This is a genomic window from Streptomyces sp. PCS3-D2, from assembly GCF_000612545.2.
Taxonomy (GTDB): domain Bacteria; phylum Actinomycetota; class Actinomycetes; order Streptomycetales; family Streptomycetaceae; genus Streptomyces.
Genome location: NZ_CP097800.1, coordinates 6,109,148 through 6,130,612 on the forward strand (window position 1 = coordinate 6,109,148; position 21,465 = coordinate 6,130,612).

The 21,465-nt window shown below is 72.1% G+C and carries 19 protein-coding genes and 1 tRNA gene; 10 read left to right on the plus strand and 10 right to left on the minus strand.

The window, feature by feature from the left end; genetic code table 11:
* Positions 1-546 precede the first annotated feature (546 nt).
* The gene (locus AW27_RS27325; protein WP_157840303.1) at positions 547-1,749 is read right to left on the minus strand and encodes a hypothetical protein; all 1,203 of its coding nucleotides are present in this window, start codon (positions 1,747-1,749) and stop codon (positions 547-549) included.
* A gap of 474 nt (positions 1,750-2,223) precedes the next feature.
* A tRNA-Leu gene (locus tag AW27_RS27330) sits at positions 2,224-2,311 on the minus strand.
* A gap of 172 nt (positions 2,312-2,483) precedes the next feature.
* Between AW27_RS27330 and AW27_RS27335 the strand changes: the two genes are divergently transcribed.
* The 3 genes from AW27_RS27335 (at position 2,484) to AW27_RS27345 (ending at position 4,974) form a co-directional block, all read left to right on the plus strand.
* A complete protein-coding gene (locus tag AW27_RS27335; RefSeq protein ID WP_037925745.1) occupies positions 2,484-3,809 on the plus strand; it encodes a M20/M25/M40 family metallo-hydrolase in 1,326 nt (441 codons plus the stop codon).
* A 131-nt stretch (positions 3,810-3,940) separates the two neighbouring features.
* Complete coding sequence (chpH, locus tag AW27_RS27340) at positions 3,941-4,174, plus strand: chaplin ChpH (RefSeq protein WP_037925746.1); 234 nt, start codon at positions 3,941-3,943, stop codon at positions 4,172-4,174.
* A gap of 164 nt (positions 4,175-4,338) precedes the next feature.
* A complete protein-coding gene (locus tag AW27_RS27345) occupies positions 4,339-4,974 on the plus strand; it encodes a chaplin (protein WP_037925748.1) in 636 nt (211 codons plus the stop codon).
* A 40-nt stretch (positions 4,975-5,014) separates the two neighbouring features.
* Here AW27_RS27345 and AW27_RS27350 read toward each other — a convergent pair whose 3' ends face one another.
* Positions 5,015-5,203 (minus strand): DUF5703 family protein, encoded by a 189-nt coding sequence (locus tag AW27_RS27350; protein ID WP_030037337.1) that lies wholly within the window; start codon positions 5,201-5,203, stop codon positions 5,015-5,017.
* Between the two features lie 47 nt (positions 5,204-5,250).
* On the opposite strand from AW27_RS27350, the gene AW27_RS27355 reads away from it, so the two are divergent.
* Positions 5,251-5,913, plus strand: a complete 663-nt coding sequence (locus AW27_RS27355; RefSeq protein WP_037925750.1) for a hypothetical protein — start codon at positions 5,251-5,253, stop codon at positions 5,911-5,913.
* 71 nt (positions 5,914-5,984) lie between these two features.
* Here the strand turns inward: AW27_RS27355 and AW27_RS27360 are convergent, their stop codons facing one another.
* Positions 5,985-8,285, minus strand: coding sequence for an ATP-dependent DNA helicase (locus tag AW27_RS27360; RefSeq protein ID WP_078556851.1), 2,301 nt, complete (start codon positions 8,283-8,285; stop codon positions 5,985-5,987).
* Complete coding sequence (locus AW27_RS27365; RefSeq protein ID WP_037925754.1) at positions 8,282-9,265, minus strand: aldo/keto reductase; 984 nt, start codon at positions 9,263-9,265, stop codon at positions 8,282-8,284. Before AW27_RS27365 ends, AW27_RS27360 begins: the two co-directional genes overlap by 4 nt.
* Positions 9,266-9,366: 101 nt before the next feature.
* Between AW27_RS27365 and AW27_RS27370 the strand changes: the two genes are divergently transcribed.
* Together AW27_RS27370 and AW27_RS27375 are read left to right on the plus strand one after the other, a co-directional pair.
* The gene (locus AW27_RS27370; RefSeq protein WP_037925756.1) at positions 9,367-10,416 is read left to right on the plus strand and encodes an LLM class F420-dependent oxidoreductase; all 1,050 of its coding nucleotides are present in this window, start codon (positions 9,367-9,369) and stop codon (positions 10,414-10,416) included.
* A 194-nt stretch (positions 10,417-10,610) separates the two neighbouring features.
* Complete coding sequence (locus AW27_RS27375; protein WP_037925758.1) at positions 10,611-11,399, plus strand: hypothetical protein; 789 nt, start codon at positions 10,611-10,613, stop codon at positions 11,397-11,399.
* A gap of 46 nt (positions 11,400-11,445) precedes the next feature.
* Here AW27_RS27375 and AW27_RS27380 read toward each other — a convergent pair whose 3' ends face one another.
* Positions 11,446-12,438 (minus strand): magnesium and cobalt transport protein CorA, encoded by a 993-nt coding sequence (locus tag AW27_RS27380; RefSeq protein ID WP_037925760.1) that lies wholly within the window; start codon positions 12,436-12,438, stop codon positions 11,446-11,448.
* A 55-nt stretch (positions 12,439-12,493) separates the two neighbouring features.
* On the opposite strand from AW27_RS27380, the gene AW27_RS27385 reads away from it, so the two are divergent.
* The 4 genes from AW27_RS27385 (at position 12,494) to mshC (ending at position 16,056) form a co-directional block, all read left to right on the plus strand.
* Positions 12,494-13,213, plus strand: coding sequence for a histidine phosphatase family protein (locus AW27_RS27385; RefSeq protein ID WP_037925762.1), 720 nt, complete (start codon positions 12,494-12,496; stop codon positions 13,211-13,213).
* 77 nt (positions 13,214-13,290) lie between these two features.
* Entirely contained in the window at positions 13,291-13,881 is a 591-nt protein-coding gene (locus AW27_RS27390; protein ID WP_037925764.1) for a DUF3090 domain-containing protein, read from the plus strand.
* Positions 13,845-14,717, plus strand: a complete 873-nt coding sequence (locus tag AW27_RS27395) for an SCO1664 family protein (protein ID WP_370466588.1) — start codon at positions 13,845-13,847, stop codon at positions 14,715-14,717. The genes AW27_RS27390 and AW27_RS27395 overlap by 37 nt, the downstream gene beginning before the upstream one ends.
* A gap of 109 nt (positions 14,718-14,826) precedes the next feature.
* Positions 14,827-16,056, plus strand: coding sequence for a cysteine--1-D-myo-inosityl 2-amino-2-deoxy-alpha-D-glucopyranoside ligase (gene mshC / locus AW27_RS27400; RefSeq protein WP_037925768.1), 1,230 nt, complete (start codon positions 14,827-14,829; stop codon positions 16,054-16,056).
* 142 nt (positions 16,057-16,198) lie between these two features.
* Here mshC and AW27_RS27405 read toward each other — a convergent pair whose 3' ends face one another.
* The 4 genes from AW27_RS27405 to AW27_RS27420 all read right to left on the minus strand — a co-directional run bounded on the left by AW27_RS27405 (position 16,199) and on the right by AW27_RS27420 (position 21,361).
* Positions 16,199-17,197 carry a PAC2 family protein gene (locus AW27_RS27405; RefSeq protein ID WP_037925769.1) on the minus strand — a complete coding sequence of 333 codons (999 nt, stop codon included), beginning with the start codon at positions 17,195-17,197 and terminating at the stop codon, positions 16,199-16,201.
* Positions 17,198-17,323: 126 nt separating this feature from the next.
* Positions 17,324-18,931 (minus strand): glycerol-3-phosphate dehydrogenase/oxidase, encoded by a 1,608-nt coding sequence (locus tag AW27_RS27410; RefSeq protein ID WP_037925771.1) that lies wholly within the window; start codon positions 18,929-18,931, stop codon positions 17,324-17,326.
* Between the two features lie 41 nt (positions 18,932-18,972).
* A complete protein-coding gene (gene glpK, locus AW27_RS27415; RefSeq protein ID WP_037925773.1) occupies positions 18,973-20,499 on the minus strand; it encodes a glycerol kinase GlpK in 1,527 nt (508 codons plus the stop codon).
* A gap of 79 nt (positions 20,500-20,578) precedes the next feature.
* On the minus strand, positions 20,579-21,361 hold the full coding sequence (locus tag AW27_RS27420) for an MIP/aquaporin family protein (protein ID WP_037925775.1): 783 nt from the start codon (positions 21,359-21,361) through the stop codon (positions 20,579-20,581).
* Between the last annotated feature and the right edge of the window lie 104 nt (positions 21,362-21,465).

A 21,465-nucleotide genomic window follows, 5' to 3' on the forward strand; every position in this document is an offset into this window, starting at 1 on the left:
TCGAACTCTCCACTCGGGCACCAGCCCCTTTGCCTTCTGACCTGGGGAAACGTGCCCCCCGAGGTCACTCCATCGTGGCTGCGGTCGGGCACGGTTACCTGGCACTTCTGCCTGTTCCCGCCTGGTGTTGGTCATGCGTCGGTCACGTGGCCAACCCTCGGGCCCGAGCCCTCCAGGCGGCCGAGAACCGCCCCACAAGGGCCCTGTGAACGATCATTGGCCCTGACGCTCAGACGCCGCCGCAACGAAGCTCGTGCACGTTGGCGTGAGCCGCGACGCCGGAGGCAGTCGTGGGGCTACGGTTCATCGGGATTGACCTAAACGCGGGGCAGCGGGTTCCCCCACCGTATGAACGGACGAGGACAAGGGGGAGCTGGTGCTTCAGCGCTGCGGCGGAGCTGAACGCGGCGAGCCTCGACCCGGCGCTTCGACCTCTGCGCCTGACTCTTCAGCACCACCTGACCGACGGCGCCGCCCACCGGGCGCGCCGAGGTCCGCCGGCAGCTCCACCGCCCGGCCCGTCACTGCCGGGCGGGTGCTGGTGCCTCAGTTGTTGCACCCGGCGACGGTGTTGGCCGGGGCGCAGTTGTTCGGCGTGTTGTTGGAGAATCGGCTTCCGACTGCGGTGACCGTGGACGTCGTGTAGATGCCACCGCCGTCGGTGGCGGAATTTCCTCTGACGGTGACGCCGACGAGCGTGGCGGTGTCCCCACCGTCGTAGTGGAGGCCTCCGCCGGTCCCTGCGGAGGTGTTGTCGCGAAGCGACCCGCCGGACATCCTGAGCGGCCCCGTGGTGTACATGCCTGCGCCGAGGCTGGTCGCCTCGTTGCGGGCGATGGTCACACCCGAGAGCCGGACCTGGGAGCCCGGGGCCCCGACGCCCAATCCCCCACCGATGCGTCCGGTGTTGTCGGTGATGGAGCCTCCGATGGCGTCGATCGTGTTACCGGGCGCACCGATGGCGAGCCCCCCGCCCAAACCTGGCGAGGTGTTGCCCTTGATCGTGACGGAGCGCAGGACGATCTCCTGATCGGGGCCACCGGTACCGACCCCACCGGCGTAGTTGCTTGCACTGTTGTCCCGCACGGTGCCGGAGTTCGCGACCAACTTGCTGCCGAGGCCGCCGAGGAGCACGCCGCCGCCGAAGCCGGCGGAGTTGTTCCGCACCGCGCTGGAGTTGAGGGTGAGGAGAGGGCCGATGCTTGCGATGCCGCCACCGTAGGTGCCAAAACTGTCGCGCACGGTACTGGAGTTGAGGGTGAGCGTGCCGTTGTTCAGCACGCCGCCCCCGAGCTCGCCGGGGAGATGGCCATTGGCCAGGGTGACGCCGGTGAGACTGAGGCTGGCCCCGGTCCCGACCTCCATGACGCGGAAGTTCGTCGCCGCGCTGCTGCTGCGGGCGATGGTCGAGCGGGAGCCCGCGACCTTGATGTTCCCCGTGACCGGGGTGAGCCCGGTGTTACCACCGAAGGCACTGTCCAGGGTGTAGGTGCAGCCCGGCGCCAGGGCGATGGTGAAGGCGCTGGATGCGGCGTTGCCCTGCACGATGGCGGCATTCAGCGCGGAAACGTTCCCGCAAGGGACGTACGCTGCGGCCTGGGCAGGGCTCGCCAGGGCTACGGGCAGGGCCATGACGCCCATGGCGGCCAGTACGGCCACGCAGCCCCGCAGCGCTCGGCGCGGGGGATGCGCCCCGGAGCCCGGCTCGCCCAGGGTGGCGGGCGGCCTCGACAGCATGGATGGGGACACAACGACTCCTGGATGACCGGGCTGCCCCCGTGGCTTGGTCATCGCTCGGCGCGTGACCGCGAGGACAGCGGACGTACATCCGGCGGGATAGCCGGTGCCGACGCCCCCGTAACGTTTCGATGTGCGGTCTGCGCTCCGATGCCCCGGGGATTCCCCATATCGGCGTATCGGCGTATCGGTGGCAGCGAGGTCGGCGAGGCAGGGCCGTCATGGGCAGACGTGGACGGGGGCTCACGGCCCGTTCCCGCCCGCACGGCGCACGACGCCCGCGCGCGGAGCACTACACCACGGCCCACTACGGGCATCCGCGTAGGGGCGGAGCAAGGACGGAGCGCGGAAGCTCGCGCCCTCCGGTGTGGACCGACACGGCCCGTCTTGCACGGTCTGACCAGGGGCTCGCTGGACCATGGGTCACGTGGTCGGTCACGCCGCCGCCCGGAAAGCAGAAAACCCCACGTGAAGTGGGGTCTCAGCTGGTGTCCGAGGGGGGACTTGAACCCCCACGCCCGATAAAGGGCACTAGCACCTCAAGCTAGCGCGTCTGCCATTCCGCCACCCGGACCGGGTGTGTGCCGTCCGGCCCTCGCGGGCCGTTCCGACAGGGGAAACAGTACCAAACGGCGGGGGGTCCTCGACCGCACCCCCCGACGGCCGAGGAGCGCCCTTGGGGAGAGCGGCCCGGGGCGGGAGGATGGGAATGTTCGGTACTGCGTGGATCAGTGGGAGGAAGCAGCGTGAGCCAGGCGAGCGCGGGCAAGACCGTCTCCGGCGAGGACGAGGTCGTCGACCTCTGTCGGGACCTCATCCGGATCGACACCAGCAACTACGGAGACCACTCGGGCCCCGGGGAGCGCAAGGCGGCGGAGTGGGTCGCCGAGAAGCTCGCCGAGGTCGGGCTGGAGCCGCAGATCTTCGAATCGCACAAGGGGCGCGCCTCGACGGTGGCGCGGATCGAGGGGGAGGACCCCTCGCGACCCGCGCTGCTGATCCACGGGCACACCGACGTGGTTCCGGCGAACGCCGCGGACTGGACGTACGACCCGTTCTCGGGCGAGATCGCCGACGGCTGCGTGTGGGGCCGCGGCGCAGTCGACATGAAGGACATGGACGCGATGACGCTGGCCGTCGTCCGCGACCGGATGCGCAGCGGCCGTAAGCCCCCGCGGGACATCGTGCTGGCCTTCCTCGCCGACGAGGAGGCGGGCGGCATCTACGGGGCGCGGCACCTCGTCGACCAGCATCCGGGCCTCTTCGAGGGCGTCACGGAGGCGATCGGCGAGGTCGGGGGCTTCTCCTTCACGGTGAACGAGAACCTCCGGCTCTACCTCGTGGAGACCGCCCAGAAGGGCATGCACTGGATGCGCCTGACGGTGGAGGGCACCGCGGGCCACGGCTCCATGACCAACAACGACAACGCCATCACGGAACTGTGCGAGGCCGTGGGCCGGCTCGGCCGCCACCAGTGGCCGGTGCGCGTGACCAAGACCGTACGGTCCTTCCTGGACGAGCTCTCCGACGCGCTCGGCACCCCCCTGGACCCGGACGACATGGACGCCACGCTCGCCAAGCTCGGCGGCATCGCCAAGATGGTGGGCGCGACCCTGCGCAATTCGGCGGCACCGACGATGCTCGGCGCCGGCTACAAGGTCAACGTCATCCCCGGCCAGGCCACGGCCCACGTCGACGGCCGCTTCCTGCCGGGCTACGAGGAGGAGTTCTTCGCCGATCTGGACCGCATCCTCGGCCCCCGCGTGAAGCGGGAGGACGTGCACGGCGACAGGGCGCTGGAGACGGACTTCGACGGCCGGCTGGTGGACGCGATGCAGGGCGCGCTGAAGGCGGAGGACCCGATCGCGCGGGCGGTGCCGTACATGCTCTCGGGCGGCACGGACGCCAAGTCCTTCGACGACCTCGGCATCCGCTGCTTCGGCTTCGCGCCGCTGCAGCTGCCCCCGGAGCTGGACTTCGCCGGCATGTTCCACGGTGTGGACGAGCGGGTTCCGGTGGAAGGTCTGAAGTTCGGGGTGCGCGTGCTCGACCGGTTCATCGACAACGCCTGAGATTCGAGAAGGTGTGCGCATTCCACTGGGAAGAGTGAATGCACTCATACGCTCGTAGCCCCGGTGATCCCTCCTCGTTACAGGTGGTGCGGTCCGCGGCTGGGACCGCACTTTGCCTACTAGGAGGAACAATGCTCAAGAAGGTTGTCGCCGCTGCGGCTGCCACCGGTGGTCTGGTTCTCGCGGGTGCGGGTATGGCCGTCGCCGACGCGGGTGCCCAGGGTGCGGCCATCGGCTCCCCGGGTGTCCTGTCCGGCAACGTCGTCCAGGTCCCGGTTCACGTCCCGGTCAACGTCTGCGGCAACACCGTGTCCGTCATCGGCCTGCTGAACCCGGCCTTCGGCAACACCTGCGTCAACGCCTGACGCGTCTGAAGTCTTCGGCCCCGGAACGCAATCCAGCGCTCCGGGGCCACCGGGCTTTTACGGTCCGGAACCAGAACCACTCATCGGCGTACCAGGCGGGGGAGCCTGGACGGTCGGGCCCTGCGGGCCCCGACCGACACGTACACACCAGGGGACGAGTACAGATGCGACGACCGGCACAGGTCACCAGGAAGACCCTGATCACCATCGCTGCCGCGGGGGGTGTCCTCGCACTGGGCGGGGGTTACGCACACGCGGACTCCGGGGCTGCGGGGCATGCGAAGAACTCTCCGGGCCTGCTGTCCGGGAACGCTGTCCAGGCGCCCGTTGACGCACCGGTGAACGCCTGCGGGAACACGGTGACCGTGGTGGGAGGCCTCAACCCGGCCTTCGGGAACCACTGCGCCAACGGCTCGGGCCACGGCAGGCCGGGCCACCCCGGTCACCCGGGCCACCCCGGTCACCCCGGGAATCCCGGTCACCCGGGTGATGGCGACGAACCGTGCGACGACCACCCGGGAACCCCCGGAAACCCCGGTACCCCGGAGAACCCGGGCAGCCCCGGTACCCCGGAGAACCCCGGTATCCCGGGCAACCCCGGAACTCCTGAGAACCCGGGCAACCCCGGAACCGGTTCCGTCACCCCCGTCACGCACCCCGGCACGGGTACCGGCACCGAGGTGACCCCCGGCCTCGCCGCCACCGGATCCGGTGACGTGCTGACCGCGGGCCTCCCGATCGCGGGTGGCCTGCTGCTGGCCGGCACCGTGCTCTACCGGCGTTCCCGGAACGCCGCCTGACGGTCGCTCACCACGCGGGCCCCGCCCCCGGGGCCCGCGTTCACCAGGTGGCGCGGACCTGACGGATGATCCGGCGGCGCAGTCGCACGCGGCGGCTGCCGTCCCGGTGCAGGCTCAGCCGGTCGATCTCCCAGTTCCCGTACTCGGCATGGTCGGTCAGCAGGCGGGTGGCTTCCTTGCGAGGAACCCCGCGGGGCACGTACACGTCGACAAATTCGTATTCCGGCATCGCATCTATTGTGCGGGCAGAGCCCCGCTACGGATAGCGTCTGCTCTATGTCTGATGCCGCTCTGCCCACTGTTGCCGAGGTCCGCGCCGCCGCCGAGGCGGTCAAGGCCGCGCTCGACCGCCACCTCGCCGCGGTCGAGCGCAGGATCGGGGACGAGGATCCGGACGTCTACGCCGCCTTCAACGAACTCGCCGCCGCCGCCGAGGAGTACGACGAACTCCTCTACGACCGCTACGACGAGGTCACGCCCTTCGAGATCCCGACGCCCGAGGACGGCGTCCCGTACACCGGCCCCGCCGAACCCGCCGCCTTCAGCGTGCTCATCCGCCGCGACTACGCCGTCGTCGAACCGGCGCGCATGATCGCCCAGGCCGAGCGCGTCGCCGCGCACGACCGGGACGCCGACTTCGTCCGCGACGGCGGCACCGCCGACGCCCTCGGTGTGATCTTCGGGGAGTACGAACCGGACGAGATCGCCTCCCGCTCCAAGGACTTCGGGTTGGAGGAGGGCGACTCCACGCTCTGGATCGCCGCCTCGGAGGACATGGCGGAACCGGGGGAGTGGCTGGGCTCGCCCTTCGGGCACATCGACCCGCAGGACGTCCTGCACCGGTTCGACGTCAGCTCCGTCTTCGACGAGGAGGTGGACGGGTTCGAGGACGCCGAAGGCGAGGGCGAGACCGCCCGGCCCGGCCTGGCTCCCGCCTGACCTCCGGGACCGCGCTCCGGGCGCGGGCCGCCACCGTGTCCTCCCGCCCCGGGGCGGGAGGACACGGCCGACTACTGCTCCGCGTGCTCGCCCGCCGCTGCGAGGGCCTTCAGCAGACCCGCCAGCCGCGTCGTGCGCGGCTTGGGCAGCACCTCGGCGACCGCGCGCGGCAGTGCCTGGTCGACGCCGTGCACCACCGACAGGTGCCGCTCGGCCCGACCGAACGCCGTGTAGACCCAGTCCCGCGACAGCGCCTGCGCCGCGTCACCCGGCAGCACCACGACCACGGCGGGCCAGCGCGCGCCGACCGCCTGATGTGCCGTCACCGCCCAGCCGTGCCGCACCTGGGACTCGACGAGCTCCTTGGGTACCACGATCGGCGCGCCCGCACGGTCCAGGTGCAGCCCCTGGGCGTCGGCCGACACCACACGGGCCGGGAGGGCCCGGCCGGGGGACGGCACGTGGACCACGCGGTCGCCGGGGTCGAAGCCGCCGAACCGGCCCGGGCCGGGATTGAGGCGCTCCTTGAGCGCGGCGTTCAACGCCCGGGTCCCGGCGGAGCCGCCGTGCCCGGGAACGATCACCTGGACGCCGTCCGCCGGGATCCCGAAGGCCCGCGGCACCGACTCGGCCACGAGCTGCACCGCGCGGTGCACCGCCTCCCCGGCGTCCCGCACGGGGACGATGACGACCTCCTTGCCAGGCGCCTCCACCTGGTTCAGCTCCCCGATCCCCACGCCGGAGACGAGCTCTCCGAGGGGACCCGGATCCGGCGTGCGGGAGACCAGCTGCGGGCAGGTACGCGCAGCCAGCAGATCGGCGAACACCCGCCCCGCCCCCGCGGAGCCGAGCACTCCGGGGTCTCCGGACAGGACCAGCCGGGCTCCGTCCGGAACGCCCTCGACCAGCGCGGCCGCCGCCTCCACGTCCAGCTGTGGCGCGTCCAGCACGACCAGCAGGTCCACCGGGAACTGTCCGTCCGCGTCCCGTCCGGGCCCCTCCAGGCCGGACAGCAGGCCGGCCACGGTCACCGAGTCCGGGCCGCCGGGCGCGTGCGCGGCCACGCAGACCCGCAGACCCAGCCCGCGGGCCGCCGCGGCCAGCGCGAGGGGCTCGGCCCGGGCCGCCTCACCACCCGTGTGGGTGACCAGGGCGTGGCCCGCGACCGCGCGGATCAGCTCGCCGGAAGACCGGTCCGGCGCCGCCGCGGCGGCCTGCTCCCAGTCCGCCGGGCCGCCGAAGGTGCCGGACAGCCGGGCCAGGCCGTCGGCCAGGCTCTCCTCGGCCATCGCGGCGCCCTCCAGGCCCACGAGGATCCGTACCGGCTGCTCCTCGCCCTCCTCCGTCGGCGGGCCGAGGGGCTCGTGGAAAACCAGCACCGAGGCCTCCGCGACGGCCCGCTCCAGCGCCTCGGCCGGGTCCGGCACGCCGTACTGGGCCAGAGCCTTCTCCAGGACCGGGGCCTCCAGCGCGGTGTGCCCCTTCAGGCCCGCCTGCTCCAGCAGCCAGCCCACCAGGACCCCCGTGCGGCGCTCGTCCCCGGGACCGGCCCCGTCGCCCAGCAGCGTGCGGGCGAAGCAGTCGGCCTGCGTCGGCCGTACGGCGGGGACCGCCAGCAGCCGCCACGGGTTCTCCGCGAGCTCCTGCGCCGCCGCGTCGCCCAGGGCTGCCGCCACGGGGGCGGCCAGCGACTCGGGAGCGCCACCGCGGGCCAGGACCGCGCGCACCGCCTCGACTACGTCGGCGGCGGGTACGGAGGCCGGCGCCGGCGCCGGAGCGGCCGGGCGCGGGGACGGGGGCACCGGGGCCGCCTTGCGGGGTGCGCTCGGCGCCTCGTCGAAGTACGCGGGGGCGGGCTTCTCGCCGCTCTCCACGGCCCGTACGGCGGCCAGCAGGTCGGCGGCCTTCCCGCTGAGCTTCGCGCCGGCCTCTACGGGGCGCTCCCGCTCGGCCTTGCGCCGGGCGATGCGCTCCCGCTCGATCTTCTGCGCGGCCAGTTCCGCCTGGGCCTCGCTGAGCCCGCCGCCCGCGGCGGGCTCAGCGGTGTCGTCGGCCGTCGCGGGCGCCTCCGGCCCGGGGGTCGCGGTGGGCCCCGCGGGGCTTCCCCCCACCCCGTCGCTGCCCGCCCCCGAGGGCTCCGCCGCCGGGCCACCGCCACCGGCCGGGCCGTCCGCCGGCGGCTCCGCCCCCTGGCCGTCCTCGCCGTGCGGTGCGGCAGTCCCGGCCGGCTCGTCCGAGCCGGCGCGGGCTTCGTCCGTACCGGCTTCGTCCGTACCGGCTTCATCCGTTCCGGTCTCGCCCTGCGGTGCGGCGGGGCCGGCCGGGTCGTCCGCGGCAGCGGTGGCGGGATCGGCCTGACGGTCCGTACTCACAGCGTGCTCCAGTCCTGATCGGGATAGCGGTGCTCCGGCGCCGACACGTCGTCCAGCGCCCGGCGGATCTCCTCCGGAAGACTAAGCGCCTCCACCGACAGAGCCGCCGCGAGCTGCGCCGACGTGCGCGCGCCGACGATCGGCGCGACCACCCCCGGCCGGTCCCGGACCCATGCCAGGGCCACCTGGAGCGGGGTCACGGCCAGACCCTGCGCCGCCGTCACCACCGCGTCCACGATCCGGCCCGCCGCATCGTCCAGGTACGGCTCCACCAGCGCGGCCAGGGACGGCGAGGCGCCCCGGGAGTCGGCCGGCGTACCGTCCCGGTACTTGCCCGTCAGCACTCCGCGGCCCAGCGGGGAGGAGGGCAGCAGGCCGACCCCCAGGTCCAGGGCCGCGGGCAGCACCTCCCGCTCGATCCCGCGCTGCAGCAGGGAGTACTCCATCTGCGTCGCGGCGATCCGGGTGCGCACCCCGGGCGCCGCGAGCTGCCAAGTCGCCGCCTTCGCCAACTGCCAGCCGCAGAAGCCGGCCACTCCCGCGTACCGGGCCCGGCCGCTGCTCACCGCCAGGTCCAGGGCTTGCAGGGTCTCCTCCAGCGGTGTCGCCGGATCGAAGGCGTGCACCTGCCACAGGTCGACGTAGTCGGTGCCCAGCCGGTCCAGCGAATCGTCCAAGGCGGCGAGCAGACGGCCCCGCGAGCCGTCGAAGCGCCGGTCCGGGTCCGGCACGCTGCCCGCCTTGGTCGCGATCACCAGGTCCCGGCGCGGGACGAGCCCGCCCACCAGCCGCCCGAGGAGGTACTCGGCCTCCCCGCCGCCGTACACGTCGGCGGTGTCGACCAGGGTGCCGCCGGCCTCCCAGAAGGTCTTCACCTGTTCGGCGGCGGCTTCCTCGCCGGTGTCGCGGCCCCAGGTGAGGGTGCCGAGGCCGATCCGGGAGACGCGCAGTCCGGTGCGGCCGAGATGCCTCTGCTCCATGAGCGCTGAGACTACTGGGGCGCTGACGTGGAGCACTCGGGCGCGCTACAGTCCCCGCACATCAACGTTACTGATCGGTACACCGGTAAGGGGACGACAACATGCGGCTCGGCATCAATCTCGGTTACTGGGGCGCCGGCATGGACGCCGACAACCTCGCCGTCGCCCAGGAGGCCGACCGCCTCGGCTACGACGTCTGCTGGGCGGCGGAGGCCTACGGCTCGGACGCCCCGACCGTCCTCGCCTGGGTCGCCGCCCAGACCGAGCGCATCGACGTCGGCTCGGCGATCCTGCAGATCCCCGCCCGGCAGCCGGCCATGACCGCGATGACCGCGGCCACCCTCGACTCGCTCACCAAGGGCCGCTTCCGGCTCGGCCTCGGCGTCTCCGGCCCCCAGGTTTCGGAGGGCTGGTACGGCGTCAAGTTCGACAAGCCGCTCGCCCGCACCCGCGAGTACGTGGAGATCGTGCGCAAGGCCATGTCGCGCGAGCGGCTGAGCTACGAGGGCGAGCACTGGACCCTGCCGCTGCCGGGCGGCCCGGGCAAGCCGATCAAGCTGACCGTGCACCCCGAGCGCGAGCACATCCCGCTCTACATCGCCGCCATCGGGCCGAAGAACCTGCAGCAGACCGGCGAGATCGCCGACGGCGCCCTGCTGATCTTCCCGGCCGCCGAGCACCTGGAGGCCACCGCGCTCACCCACATCCGGGCGGGCCGCGAGAAGGCCGGGCTGACGATGGACGGCTTCGACGTCTGCCCGACCGTGCCGCTGGCGCTCGGCGACGACGTGACCGCCCTCGCCGACATGTTCCGGCCGTACACCGCCCTGTACGTGGGCGGTATGGGCAGTCGGAAGCAGAACTTCTACAACCAGCTGGCCCAGCGCATGGGCTACGAGAAGGAGGCCGCCGAGATCCAGGACAAGTACCTGGCCGGCGACAAGAACGGCGCGGCCGAGGCCGTCCCCCACTCGCTGATCGACTCCACCACGTTGCTCGGCCCGGTCGAGCGGATCGCCGACGGGATGCGGGCCTACGCCGAGGCCGGGGTCACCACCCTCACGCTGGCACCGGCCGGCTTCACCCTGGACGAGCGGATCGCCGCCCTGCGCGCCGGTACCGAGGCCATGGAGCGCGCAGGCCTGGCCTGAGCCGGCTGCCGCCGGAAAGTCCTGCGGCCGTGGTGGGGGCTCGGGGGGTCTTCCCCGCCACGGCCGACACACCCCACAACGGGCCGGACGCCCGCGGGGTTACGCACACCGGCCCGGGCGGGAGGTTCGTTCATTCGGGCGAGTCGTGCCACCTCTCGGTTGCCCGGCCCGTGGACCGGCGTTTGACTCGTTGCATGCTCTCTGCCCGCAGCCTGTTCCAGGAGATCGTCGACAACGACGACTCCTTCCAGCTGTTCTGCTCCATCGCCGCCAGCGGGGAAGCCCAGGGCGGCTGGGAGAACGCCCGCATCGCGGCCCTGGTGCCGGACTCCATGCGCGACCTCGCCCCCAAGATCACCCGGCACGGCGCCGACGAGGACAAGCACGGCCGGATCTTCCACGCCCTGCTCCGCAAACGGGGCCTGGAAGCCGTCCCCGTCCCGCCGGAGACCGACTACACGATGCTGCTGGAGCGCCGCGGGATCGGCCTGGCCCACGACAAACTGCGTCGCCAGCAGGCGCTGAGCGACGAGGACATCGTCGTCTACCTCGCGCACAGCCGGGTCACCGAACAGCGCGCCGCCGACCAGATGGACATGCTGGTCAAGTACTTCGGCGACCACCCCGTCGTGGGCAAGGCCATCCACATGATCAGCAACGACGAGGACAACCACCTCGCCTACTGCCACGAGGAACTGCTGCGGCTGGCCCGCGCCGGCCACGGCCGGACCATCCAGCGGGTGCTGCGCGAGAGCGCGCTCGCCGAGATCTCCGTCTACCGCGACGTGAGCCTCGCGGTGATGGACCACATGGGACGGCTGCTGCACTGGCCCGCGCCGAAGGCGGCCCTGCTGGCCGCCGGCATCCGCGCGATGTACGCATACGAGCGCTTCAGCGGCTGGCACCGGATGGTCGACCTGCGGATGCCCGAGCGTCGTGACGCCCTCGGGGGCGGGCCCGCCACCAGCCCCGAGTACGCCTAGCTCGATCTTTGACCTGTGCGGCCACGACGGGTGCCGTCCGTCCGGCCTACAGCCAGCCCCGGCGCCGGAACATCCGGTGCAGGCCCAGGCAGGCGCCCGCCATGAGGGCCAGCACCGCCGGATAGCCCCACCACTGGCGCAGCTCGGGCATGTGGGCGAAGTTCATCCCGTAGATCCCGGCGACCATCGTCGGGACGGCCGCGATCGCCGCCCAGGCCGAGATCTTCCGCACGTCGTCGTTCTGCCGCAGACCCGTCTGGGCGAGGTGCGCGGCCAGCGCGTCCGACAGCAGCCGGTCCAGGCCCTCGATGTACTCGCTCGCCTTGGTGAGGTGGTCGGCGACGTCGCGGAAGAACGGCCGGGCGTGTTCGTGGACGAAGGGCACCTCGCCGAAGGCCAGCCGTTCCATCGGCGCCAGCAGCGGGTTCGTCGCCCGCCGGAACTCCAGCACCTGCCGCTTGAAACCGTAGATCCGGGCGGCCGTGTTCCTGGTGTCCGGGGCGTTCGGGGTGAAGACCTCAGCCTCCAGCTCCTCCAGGTCCGACTGGAGTTCGGCCGCCACCTCGATGTAGTGGTCCACCACCGCGTCGGCGACCGCGTACAGCACGGCCGTCGGGCCGTGCCGCAGTACGTCCGGCTCATGCTCCAGCCGGTGGCGCACGGCGGTCAGCGGGGCCCCCTCGCCGTGCCGGACCGTGACGACGAAGCAGTCGCCGATGAACAGCATCAGTTCGCCCGCGGACACGGTGTCGGTCGCCTCGTCGTACAGCACCGGCTTCAGCACCACGAACAGCGAGTCGTCGTACACCTCCAGCTTGGGGCGCTGGTGGGCCTTGAGGGCGTCCTCCACCGCCAGCGGGTGCAGGCCGAACTCCCGGCGGACGTGATCGAACTCCGCTTCCGTCGGCTCGTACGTGCCGATCCACAGGAAGGCGTCACCGCTCGTCCGGGCTTGGTCCAGAGCGTCCGAGAAGTCCTGGGGACCCTCGGCGCGGCGACCGTCCCGGTAGATCGCGCAGTCGACAATCACGCCGAACATTCTCCCCCGCCGCCGACGGGCCCGCACCCCTCCGGCAGCGCCTACGCTGGCCCCCATGGCCACGCTGATCCTCGTACGACACGGGCGGTCCACCGCCAACACCGCAGGGCTGCTCGCCGGGTGGACTCCCGGCGTGGCCCTCGACGAGCGGGGCGCCGAGCAGGCAGCCGCGCTCCCCGGACGGTTGGCGGGCGTGCCCCTCGCCGCCGCCGTCACCAGCCCGCTGCAGCGCTGCCGGGAGACCCTGGCACCCCTGCTGGCCGCCCGGCCCGAGCTGGAACTCCACACCGACGAGCGGATCGGCGAGTGCCACTACGGCGACTGGTCCGGACGCAAACTCTCGGAACTCTCCGAGGAACCGCTGATGAAGATCGTGCAACAGCACCCTTCGGCGGCCGCCTTCCCCGGCGGGGAGTCCATGCGGGCCATGCAGGCGCGCGCCGTGGACGCCGTACGGGAGTGGAACGCCCGGATCGAGGAGCGGGAGGGCGGTGACGCCGTCTTCCTGATGTGCTCGCACGGCGACATCATCAAGTCCCTCGTCGCGGACGCCCTGGGCATGCACCTGGACCTCTTCCAGCGCATCCACGTCGATCCCTGCTCGGTGACGGCGATCCGCTACACGCCGACCCGCCCGTTCGTGTTCCGGCTCGGCGACACCGGGGACCTCGGCTCCCTCGTGCGGCGACCGGCCGCACCGGAACCGGTCGCCTCCGACAAGGACGCCGAAGACTCCGGGAACGCCGTCGTGGGGGGCGGCGCGGGCGCGGCGTGATCGCCCGGCGCAGTAGGGTGGACGGGCTCACACAAGGGCGCATACCCGCCCCCGCCGCCGAGACTTGGAGACTGGACGTGCCCCGTCAGGTGTTCCTCTACGACCCGCCGGACCGCTTCGTGGCCGGCACGGTCGGCTTGCCGGGACGCCGTACGTTCTTCCTGCAGGCCTCCTCCGGCCCCCGCGTCACCAGTGTCTCCCTGGAGAAGACCCAGGTCGCCGCACTGGCCGAGCGGATGGACGAGCTGCTGGACGAGGTCGTGCGGCGCACCGGCGGAAACGCCCCGGTCCCGGCCATGGCCCCCGCGGAGGCCGCCGACACCGCCCCGCTGGACGTCCCCGTCGAGGAGGAGTTCCGCGTCGGCACCATGGCCCTGGCCTGGGACGGCGAGGAGCAGCGGATGATCGTCGAGGCCCAGGCCCTGGTGGAGCTCGACGCCGAGTCCGACGAGGACCTCGCCGAGGCGGAGGAGCGGCTGCTCCAGGACGAGGAGAACGGCCCGCCGATGCTGCGGGTCCGCCTCACCGGCGCCCAGGCCCGCGCCTTCGCCAAACGCGCCCTGGACGTGGTCAACGCCGGCCGCCCGCCGTGTCCGCTGTGCAGTCTGCCGCTGGACCCGGAGGGGCACGTGTGCCCGCGCCAGAACGGCTACCGGCGCCAGGCGTGACGGGTCAGGGGGACATGCGGGAGCACGGGCGGGGGCACATGGAGGAACTGCTCGCCAGGGGCGAGCTGACCGTCGTCGGCCGGATCCGCGAGGCGTCCAACGCCGTCCTGCTGTGCACCGTCACGTACGACGGGGTGAGCGCCGACTGCGTCTACAAGCCGGTCAAGGGGGAGCGCCCGCTGTGGGACTTCCCCGACGGGAACCTCGCCCAGCGGGAGGTCGCGGCCTATCTGGTCTCCGAAGCCACCGGATGGGGGCTGGTGCCCGCCACCGTGCTGCGGGACGGCCCCTACGGCGAGGGCATGGTCCAGCAGTGGATCGAGTCCCGGCGGCCGCAGGAGGGCTCCCCGCAGGAAGAGCTCCTCGCGCTCGTCGAGGGCGAGGAGGCCGGCGAGGGGTGGAAGCCCGTGGCCTTCGCCGACGTCGGCGAAGGCCGTACCGCCCTGCTCGTCCACGCCGACGACCCGCGGCTGCGCCGGCTCGCCGTCCTCGACGCCGTGATCAACAACGGCGACCGCAAGGGCGGGCACCTGCTGCCGGCCCCCGACGGACGGATCTACGCCATCGACCACGGCGTGACCTTCCACACCGAGGACAAGCTGCGCACCCTGCTGTGGGGCTGGGCGGGGGAGCCGCTGACGGACGAGGCCCGCCAGGCCCTCGCCGTGCTGACCGCGGAACTGGCCGAGGGAGCGCCGCTCGCCACCCGGCTGGCCGAACTGATCACCGAGCCCGAGCTGGCCGCCGTACGGGCCCGGGTGGCGCACCTGCTGCGCACCGGGAAGCACCCGCAGCCGTCCGGGCAGTGGCCGGCGATCCCGTGGCCACCGGTCTGAACCGGCCATGGCGACACGCACAGAACCGGCCGCACCGCAAGAGTGCTGATCAAGACAACAGTGCAGGTCCAGTTCGTTTCCGGAACATCCGTCCGGTTAGGCTCGACACATGCATGCCTGGCCCGCTTCTGAGGTCCCCGCCCTTCCCGGCAAGGGCCGCGACCTCCAGATCCACGACACCGCGACCCAGGGGACGATCACCCTCGCCCCCGGTCCCGTCGCCCGCATCTACGTCTGCGGCATCACCCCGTACGACGCGACCCACATCGGTCACGCGGCGACCTACAACGCGTTCGACCTCGTGCAGCGCGTGTGGCTCGACACCAAGCGGCAGGTCCACTACGTCCAGAACGTCACGGACGTGGACGACCCGCTCCTGGAGCGGGCGCTGCGCGACGGCCACGACTGGACCGAGCTGGCCGAGCGCGAGACCGCGCTCTTCCGCGAGGACATGACGGCCCTCAGGATGCTGCCGCCGCAGCACTACATCGGAGCCGTCGAGGCCATACCCGGCATCGTGCCGCTGGTCGAGCGGCTGCGGGACGCGGGAGCCGCGTACGAGCTGGAGGGCGACATCTACTTCTCGGTGGAGGCCGACCCGCACTTCGGCGGTGTCTCCCACCTCGACGCCGAGGCGATGCGGCTCCTTTCGGCGGAGCGGGGCGGTGACCCCGACCGCGCGGGCAAGAAGAACCCGCTGGACCCGATGCTGTGGATGGCGGCGCGTCCGGGCGAGCCGAGCTGGGACGGCGGCTCGCTGGGCCGCGGCCGGCCCGGCTGGCACATCGAGTGCGTCGCGATCGCCCTGGAACACCTGGGCATGGGCTTCGACATCCAGGGCGGCGGCTCCGACCTGGCCTTCCCGCACCACGAGATGGGTGCCTCGCACGCCCAGGCGCTGACGGGCGAGTTCCCGATGGCCAAGGCGTACGTCCACGCCGGCATGGTCGCCCTGCACGGCCAGAAGATGTCGAAGTCGAAGGGCAACCTCGTCTTCGTCTCGGCGCTGCGCCGGGCCGGGGTGGACCCGGCGGCGATCCGCCTGGCCCTGCTCTCGCACCACTACCGGGCGGACTGGGAGTGGACCGACGCCGTCCTCGACGAGGCCGTGGCCCGGCTGGAGCGGTGGCGCGCGGCGGTGTCCCGGCCGGACGGCATCCCCGCGGACGCGGTCCTCGAAGAGGTCCGCGAGGCCCTTGCGAACGACCTGGACGCCCCCGCGGCCCTGGCCGCCGTAGACCGCTGGGTGGAGCTGCAGAACGCCACCGACGGCGACGATGCGTCGGCCCCCGGCCTGGTCTCCCGGACCGTGGACGCCCTCCTGGGCGTGGCCCTGTAGCCTTCGCGGCCAAGCCCGCCGATGCCCCCGGTCCCGGCCGGGGGCATCGCGCTGTCCGAGGGTCCCGGCGCCGCCGGGACCCGGTGGAGGGCGGGGCGGGGGCGGCTCCGCACGGCGGCGGCCCCGCACCCCGCCCCGCGGATCACGCGTCCGGCGTCTCGTCCCCGCCGGCGGACGGGCCGGCCGGCGGCTCCGGATCCTCCCCGGAGGTGTCCGGCCTGCGCTTCGGGGGACGGGGCGGACCCCCGCTCGTGTCCCGCAGGTACGAGCCGTCGCCAGGCTCCGCGGCCGGGCCCGCCGCGGGGTCCCGTCGCCGCAGGTACCTCTCGAACTCCCGTGCGATCGCGTCGCCCGAGGCCTCCGGCAGGTCGGCGGTGTCCCGCGCCTCCTCCAGGCTCTGCACGTACTCCGCCACCTCGCTGTCCTCGGCGGCCAGTTGGTCCACGCCCAGCTGCCACGCGCGGGCGTCCTCCGGGAGCTCGCCCAGCGGGATCCTGATGTCGATCAGGTCCTCCAGCCGGTTCAGGAGGGCCAGCGTCGCCTTCGGGTTCGGCGGCTGCGACACGTAGTGCGGCACCGCGGCCCACAGCGACACCGCCGGCACCCCCGCGTGCGTACAGGCCTCCTGGAGGATGCCCACGATGCCCGTGGGGCCCTCGTACTTGGTCTCCTCCAGGTCCATGGTCCGCGCCAGGTCCGCGTCCGAGGTGACCCCGCTCACCGGCACCGGCCGGGTGTGCGGGGTGTCCCCGAGGAGCGCCCCGAGGATGACCACCATCTCGACGCCCAGCTCGTGCGCGAAGCCGAGGATCTCGTTGCAGAACGACCGCCACCGCATGGACGGTTCGATGCCGCGCACCAGCACCAGGTCGCGCGGCTTGGCCCCGCCGATCCGCACCACCGAGAGCCGGGTCGTCGGCCACGTGATCTTCCGTACCCCGTTGTCCAGCCACACCGTCGGCCGGTTGACCTGGAAGTCGTAGTAGTCCTCGGCGTCCAGAGCCGCGAAGACCTCGCCCTTCCACTCCCGGTCCAGGTGTGCGACCGCACCGGAGGCCGCGTCTCCCGCGTCGTTCCAGCCCTCGAACGCGGCCACCATGACCGGGTCGATCAGCTCGGGCACGCCCTCAAGCTCGATCACCCAGGTCTCCTTCCCAAGTTCCTTGCGTACGTGGGTCAGCCTAAGCCTTGACGGGACACCCGCCACAGCCCACGACAGAGGGGCGGTTCCCCTCGGAACCGCCCCTCTTCCCCACCTGCGGGAGAGCTATGCCTTGCGGGCCAGCATCTCCTCGACCCGGGCCTTGACGGAGTCGTCGTCCAGGCCGCGGATGGTCACCGTCGTACGGCGGCGCAGCACGTCGTCGACCGTCTCGGCCCACTCGTGGTCGCGGGCGTAGGCGACCTGCGCCCAGATCTCCGGACCGTCCGGGTGGATCCGCTCGGCCAGGGCCGGGTCCTCGTTCGCGAGGCGTGCGATGTCGAAGGCCAGGGAGCCGTAGTGCGAGGCCAGGTGGCGCGCGGTCAGCGGGTCCATCCGGGTGCCGGGCTCACGGTCCACCAGCAGCCGGTGCGCGACCGCGTTCGGGTTGGCGACACCCGGCAGCGCGATCCGGCGCACCAGGGACTTCACGGGCTCCATGTCCTCGGTCAGCGGGCTGCCCGGGAGCTTTGCGAGCTTGTCCATGACGACCCGGCCGATGTGGCGGTACGTGGTCCACTTGCCGCCGGCGACCGACAGCATGCCGCCCGCGCCCTCGGAGACGACGGTCTCGCGCTTGGCCTTCTCGACGCCGCCGGGGCCGCCGGGCAGCACGCGCAGGCCCGCGAAGGCGTAGGTCATCAGCGAGCGGTCGAGGTCGGCGTCCTTCACCGAGAAGGCCGCCTCGTCCAGGATCTGCTGGATGTCGGACTCGGTGGCGCGCACGTCCGCCGGGTCGCCCTCGTACACCTCGTCGGTGGTGCCGAGCAGCAGCTGGTCCTCCCAGGGGAGGGCGAAGGTGATGCGGTACTTGTCGATCGGGGTGGCCATGGCGGCCTTCCACGGCGACTTGCGCTTCATGACGATGTGCGCGCCCTTGGAGAGGCGGATCGACGGCATCGAGTGCTTGTCCTCCATGCGCCGCAGGTGGTCCACCCACGGGCCGGTGGCGTTCAGCACCACGCGCGCGTCGATCCCGAACTCGGTGCCGTCCAGGCGGTCCTTGAGCTCGGCGCCGGTGACCCGGCCCTGCGTCTTGCGCAGGCCGGTGACCTCGGCGTGGTTGAGGACGACCGCGCCCGACTCGACGGCCGCGCGCACCGTCATGACGGCGACGCGGGAGTCGTTCATCTGGTGGTCGTAGTAGACCGCGACGGCCTTGAGGTTGTCGGTCTTCAGGCCGGGGTTGTCGGCGACGGCACGGGCCGGGGATATGACCTTGCCCATGCCGTCGCCGAAGGCCGAGAGGGCGGAGTAGGCGAAGACGCCCGCGCCCAGCTTGGCCGCACCCACCGGGCCGCCCTTGTAGACCGGCAGGTAGAAGGTGAGCGGGTTGACCAGGTGCGGGGCCACGTCCTTGGCCAGCACCCGCCGCTCGTGGTGGTTCTCCGCGACCAGCTTGACCGCGCCGGTCTGCAGGTAGCGCAGGCCGCCGTGGACCAGCTTGGAGGAGGCCGAGGAGGTGGCGCCGGCGAAGTCGCCGGCGTCCACCATGGCAACCCGCAGCCCCGACTGCGCGGCGTGCCAGGCCACCGAGGTGCCCAGGATTCCACCACCGATGACCAGCAGGTCGTACGTGGCCTTCGCCAGCTGCTCGCGGGTCTCGGCACGGCTCGCGTTCGCGCCGGCGGTCGGGTGCGTACCCAGTGCGGGGACGCTCTGCAGGGTGCTCATGTCTCTTATCGCTCCTCGTCGATTGACTCAGCTGGTGCGGATCAGCTGGCGTCTTCGTCGTCGACCCAGCCCATGGACCGCTCGACGGCCTTGAGCCAGCTCTTGTACTCGCGCTCCCGCTGCTCGGCGGGCATCCGCGGGGTCCACTCCGCCGCCCGGCGCCAGTTGGCGCGCAGGGCGTCGGTGTCGGGCCAGAAGCCGACGGCCAGGCCGGCGGCGTAGGCGGCGCCGAGGCAGGTCGTCTCGGCGACCATCGGGCGCACCACGGGGGCGTCCAGGAAGTCCGAGAGCGTCTGCATCAGCAAGTTGTTGGAGGTCATGCCGCCGTCGACCTTCAGGGCCGCGAGCTCGACGCCCGAGTCCTTGGTCATGGCGTCGGTGATCTCACGGGTCTGCCAGGCGGTGGCCTCCAGGACGGCACGGGCGATGTGCGCCTTGGTGACGTACCGGGTGAGGCCGGCGATCACACCACGGGCGTCGGAGCGCCAGTACGGGGCGAACAGGCCGGAGAAGGCCGGCACGAAGTAGGCGCCGCCGTTGTCCTCCACGGAGAGGGCCAGGGTCTCGATCTCGGCCGCGGACTTGATCAGGCCCATCTGGTCGCGCATCCACTGGACGAGCGAGCCGGTGACGGCGATGGAGCCCTCCAGGGCGTAGACCGGCTTCTGGTCGCCGATCTGGTAGCCGACCGTGGTCAGCAGGCCGCTGTAGGAGTTGATGATCTTGTCGCCGGTGTTCATGAGCATGAACGTGCCGGTGCCGTAGGTGGACTTGGCCTCGCCCTCGGCGAAGCAGGTCTGGCCGAACAGCGCGGCCTGCTGGTCGCCGAGCGCCGAGGCGACCGGGACACCGGCGAGGACGCCCTCCTTGACGTGGCCGTAGACCTCGGCGGAGGACTTGATCTCGGGGAGCACGTTGAGCGGGACGCCCATCGACTCCGCGATCTTCTCGTCCCAGGCCAGGGTGTGCAGGTTCATCAGCATGGTGCGCGAGGCGTTGGTGACGTCCGTGACGTGCGCACCGCCCTGGGCGCCACCGGTGAGGTTCCAGATGACCCAGGAGTCCATGGTGCCGAAGAGGATGTCGCCTGCCTCGGCGCGCTCGCGCAGGCCCTCGACGTTGTCGAGCAGCCAGCGGACCTTCGGACCCGCGAAGTAGCTCGCCAGCGGCAGGCCGGTCTCGCGGCGGAAGCGGTCCTGGCCGACGTTGCGGCCGAGCTCCTTGCACAGGGCGTCGGTGCGGGTGTCCTGCCACACGAGCGCGTTGTGGACCGGCTCACCGGTGTTCTTGTCCCACAGGACGGTGGTCTCGCGCTGGTTGGTGATGCCGATCGCCTTGACGTCGGCGGAGGTGATCTCGGCCTTGGCGATGGCGCCGGCGACGACCTCCTGGACGTTGGTCCAGATCTCGGTGGCGTCGTGCTCCACCCAGCCCGGCTTCGGGAAGATCTGCTCGTGCTCCTTCTGGTCGACGGCGACGATCCGGCCGTCGCGGTCGAAGACGATGCAGCGGGAGGAGGTGGTGCCCTGGTCGATCGCGGCGATGAAGGGGCCGGTGCTGCTGGTCATGATGGCTGCTCCTGGCAGGTCTGGTGAGTAGGCGGAATCAGGAGTGCGGTGCGGATCTTACGAGCGCGGCATGTGCTGATCAGGCGAACGCGATGTTGTAGAGACCGCCGGCGAGTGCGGCACCGGCGAGCGGGCCGACCACCGGGATCCAGGAGTATCCCCAGTCGGAGCCGCCCTTGTTGGGGAGCGGCAGCAGGGCGTGGACGATGCGGGGGCCGAGGTCGCGGACCGGGTTGATGGCGTAGCCGGTCGGGCCGCCCAGGGAGAGGCCGATGCCGACGACCACGAAGGACGTGATCAGGACGCCTATGACGCCGAGGCCCTTGCCGTCGTCCTGGAGGCCCTGGGTCAGGATCGCCAGGACCAGGACGGCGGTGCCGATGATCTCGGTCGTGAGGTTCTGCACGACGTTGCGGATCTCGGGGCCCGTGGAGAAGATGCCGAGCACGGGGCCGGCCACGTCGTGCGGGTGCGGGCCCTCCGGGCCGAGCTTGGCGTCGCGGATGTGCTCGGGGTCGGCGAGGTGCACGCGGAACTGGCCGTAGTAGGTGATCCACATCAGGACCGCGCCGAGCATGGCGCCCAGCAGCTGGCCGGCGAAGTAGACGGGGGTGTCGCCCCACTCGCCGGTCTTGACGGCGAGGCCGACGGTGACCGCCGGGTTGAGGTGCGCACCGGAGAGCGGTGCGGACACGTAGGCCGCGATGAGGACGGCGAAGCCCCAGCCGAAGGTGATCGCGAGCCAGCCCGCATTGCGGGCCTTGGAGCTCTTGAGCGTCACGGCGGCGCAGACGCCGCCACCGAGCAGGGTGAGCAGGGCGGTACCGATGGTCTCGCCGATGAAGATGTCGGAGCTGGACACCCGCGACTCCTTACGTACGTCCAGGGGTGGGCGGACACCGGGTCCCTCCGGTGGTTCCGCGCACTCGGTGAGTGCTGCACCGGTCCTTGGCCTTGTCGCATCCT

Coding starts and splice junctions, on each gene's coding strand:
- AW27_RS27345 (WP_037925748.1), top strand. CDS start 4,339: ATGCGACGACCGGCACAGGTCACCAGGAAGACCCTGATCACCATCGCT.
- AW27_RS27385 (WP_037925762.1), top strand. CDS start 12,494: ATGGCCACGCTGATCCTCGTACGACACGGGCGGTCCACCGCCAACACC.
- mshC (WP_037925768.1), top strand. CDS start 14,827: ATGCATGCCTGGCCCGCTTCTGAGGTCCCCGCCCTTCCCGGCAAGGGC.
- glpK (WP_037925773.1), bottom strand. CDS start 20,499: ATGACCAGCAGCACCGGCCCCTTCATCGCCGCGATCGACCAGGGCACC.
- AW27_RS27350 (WP_030037337.1), bottom strand. CDS start 5,203: ATGCCGGAATACGAATTTGTCGACGTGTACGTGCCCCGCGGGGTTCCT.
- AW27_RS27365 (WP_037925754.1), bottom strand. CDS start 9,265: ATGGAGCAGAGGCATCTCGGCCGCACCGGACTGCGCGTCTCCCGGATC.
- AW27_RS27355 (WP_037925750.1), top strand. CDS start 5,251: ATGTCTGATGCCGCTCTGCCCACTGTTGCCGAGGTCCGCGCCGCCGCC.
- AW27_RS27370 (WP_037925756.1), top strand. CDS start 9,367: ATGCGGCTCGGCATCAATCTCGGTTACTGGGGCGCCGGCATGGACGCC.
- chpH (WP_037925746.1), top strand. CDS start 3,941: ATGCTCAAGAAGGTTGTCGCCGCTGCGGCTGCCACCGGTGGTCTGGTT.
- AW27_RS27375 (WP_037925758.1), top strand. CDS start 10,611: ATGCTCTCTGCCCGCAGCCTGTTCCAGGAGATCGTCGACAACGACGAC.
- AW27_RS27410 (WP_037925771.1), bottom strand. CDS start 18,931: ATGAGCACCCTGCAGAGCGTCCCCGCACTGGGTACGCACCCGACCGCC.
- AW27_RS27380 (WP_037925760.1), bottom strand. CDS start 12,438: ATGTTCGGCGTGATTGTCGACTGCGCGATCTACCGGGACGGTCGCCGC.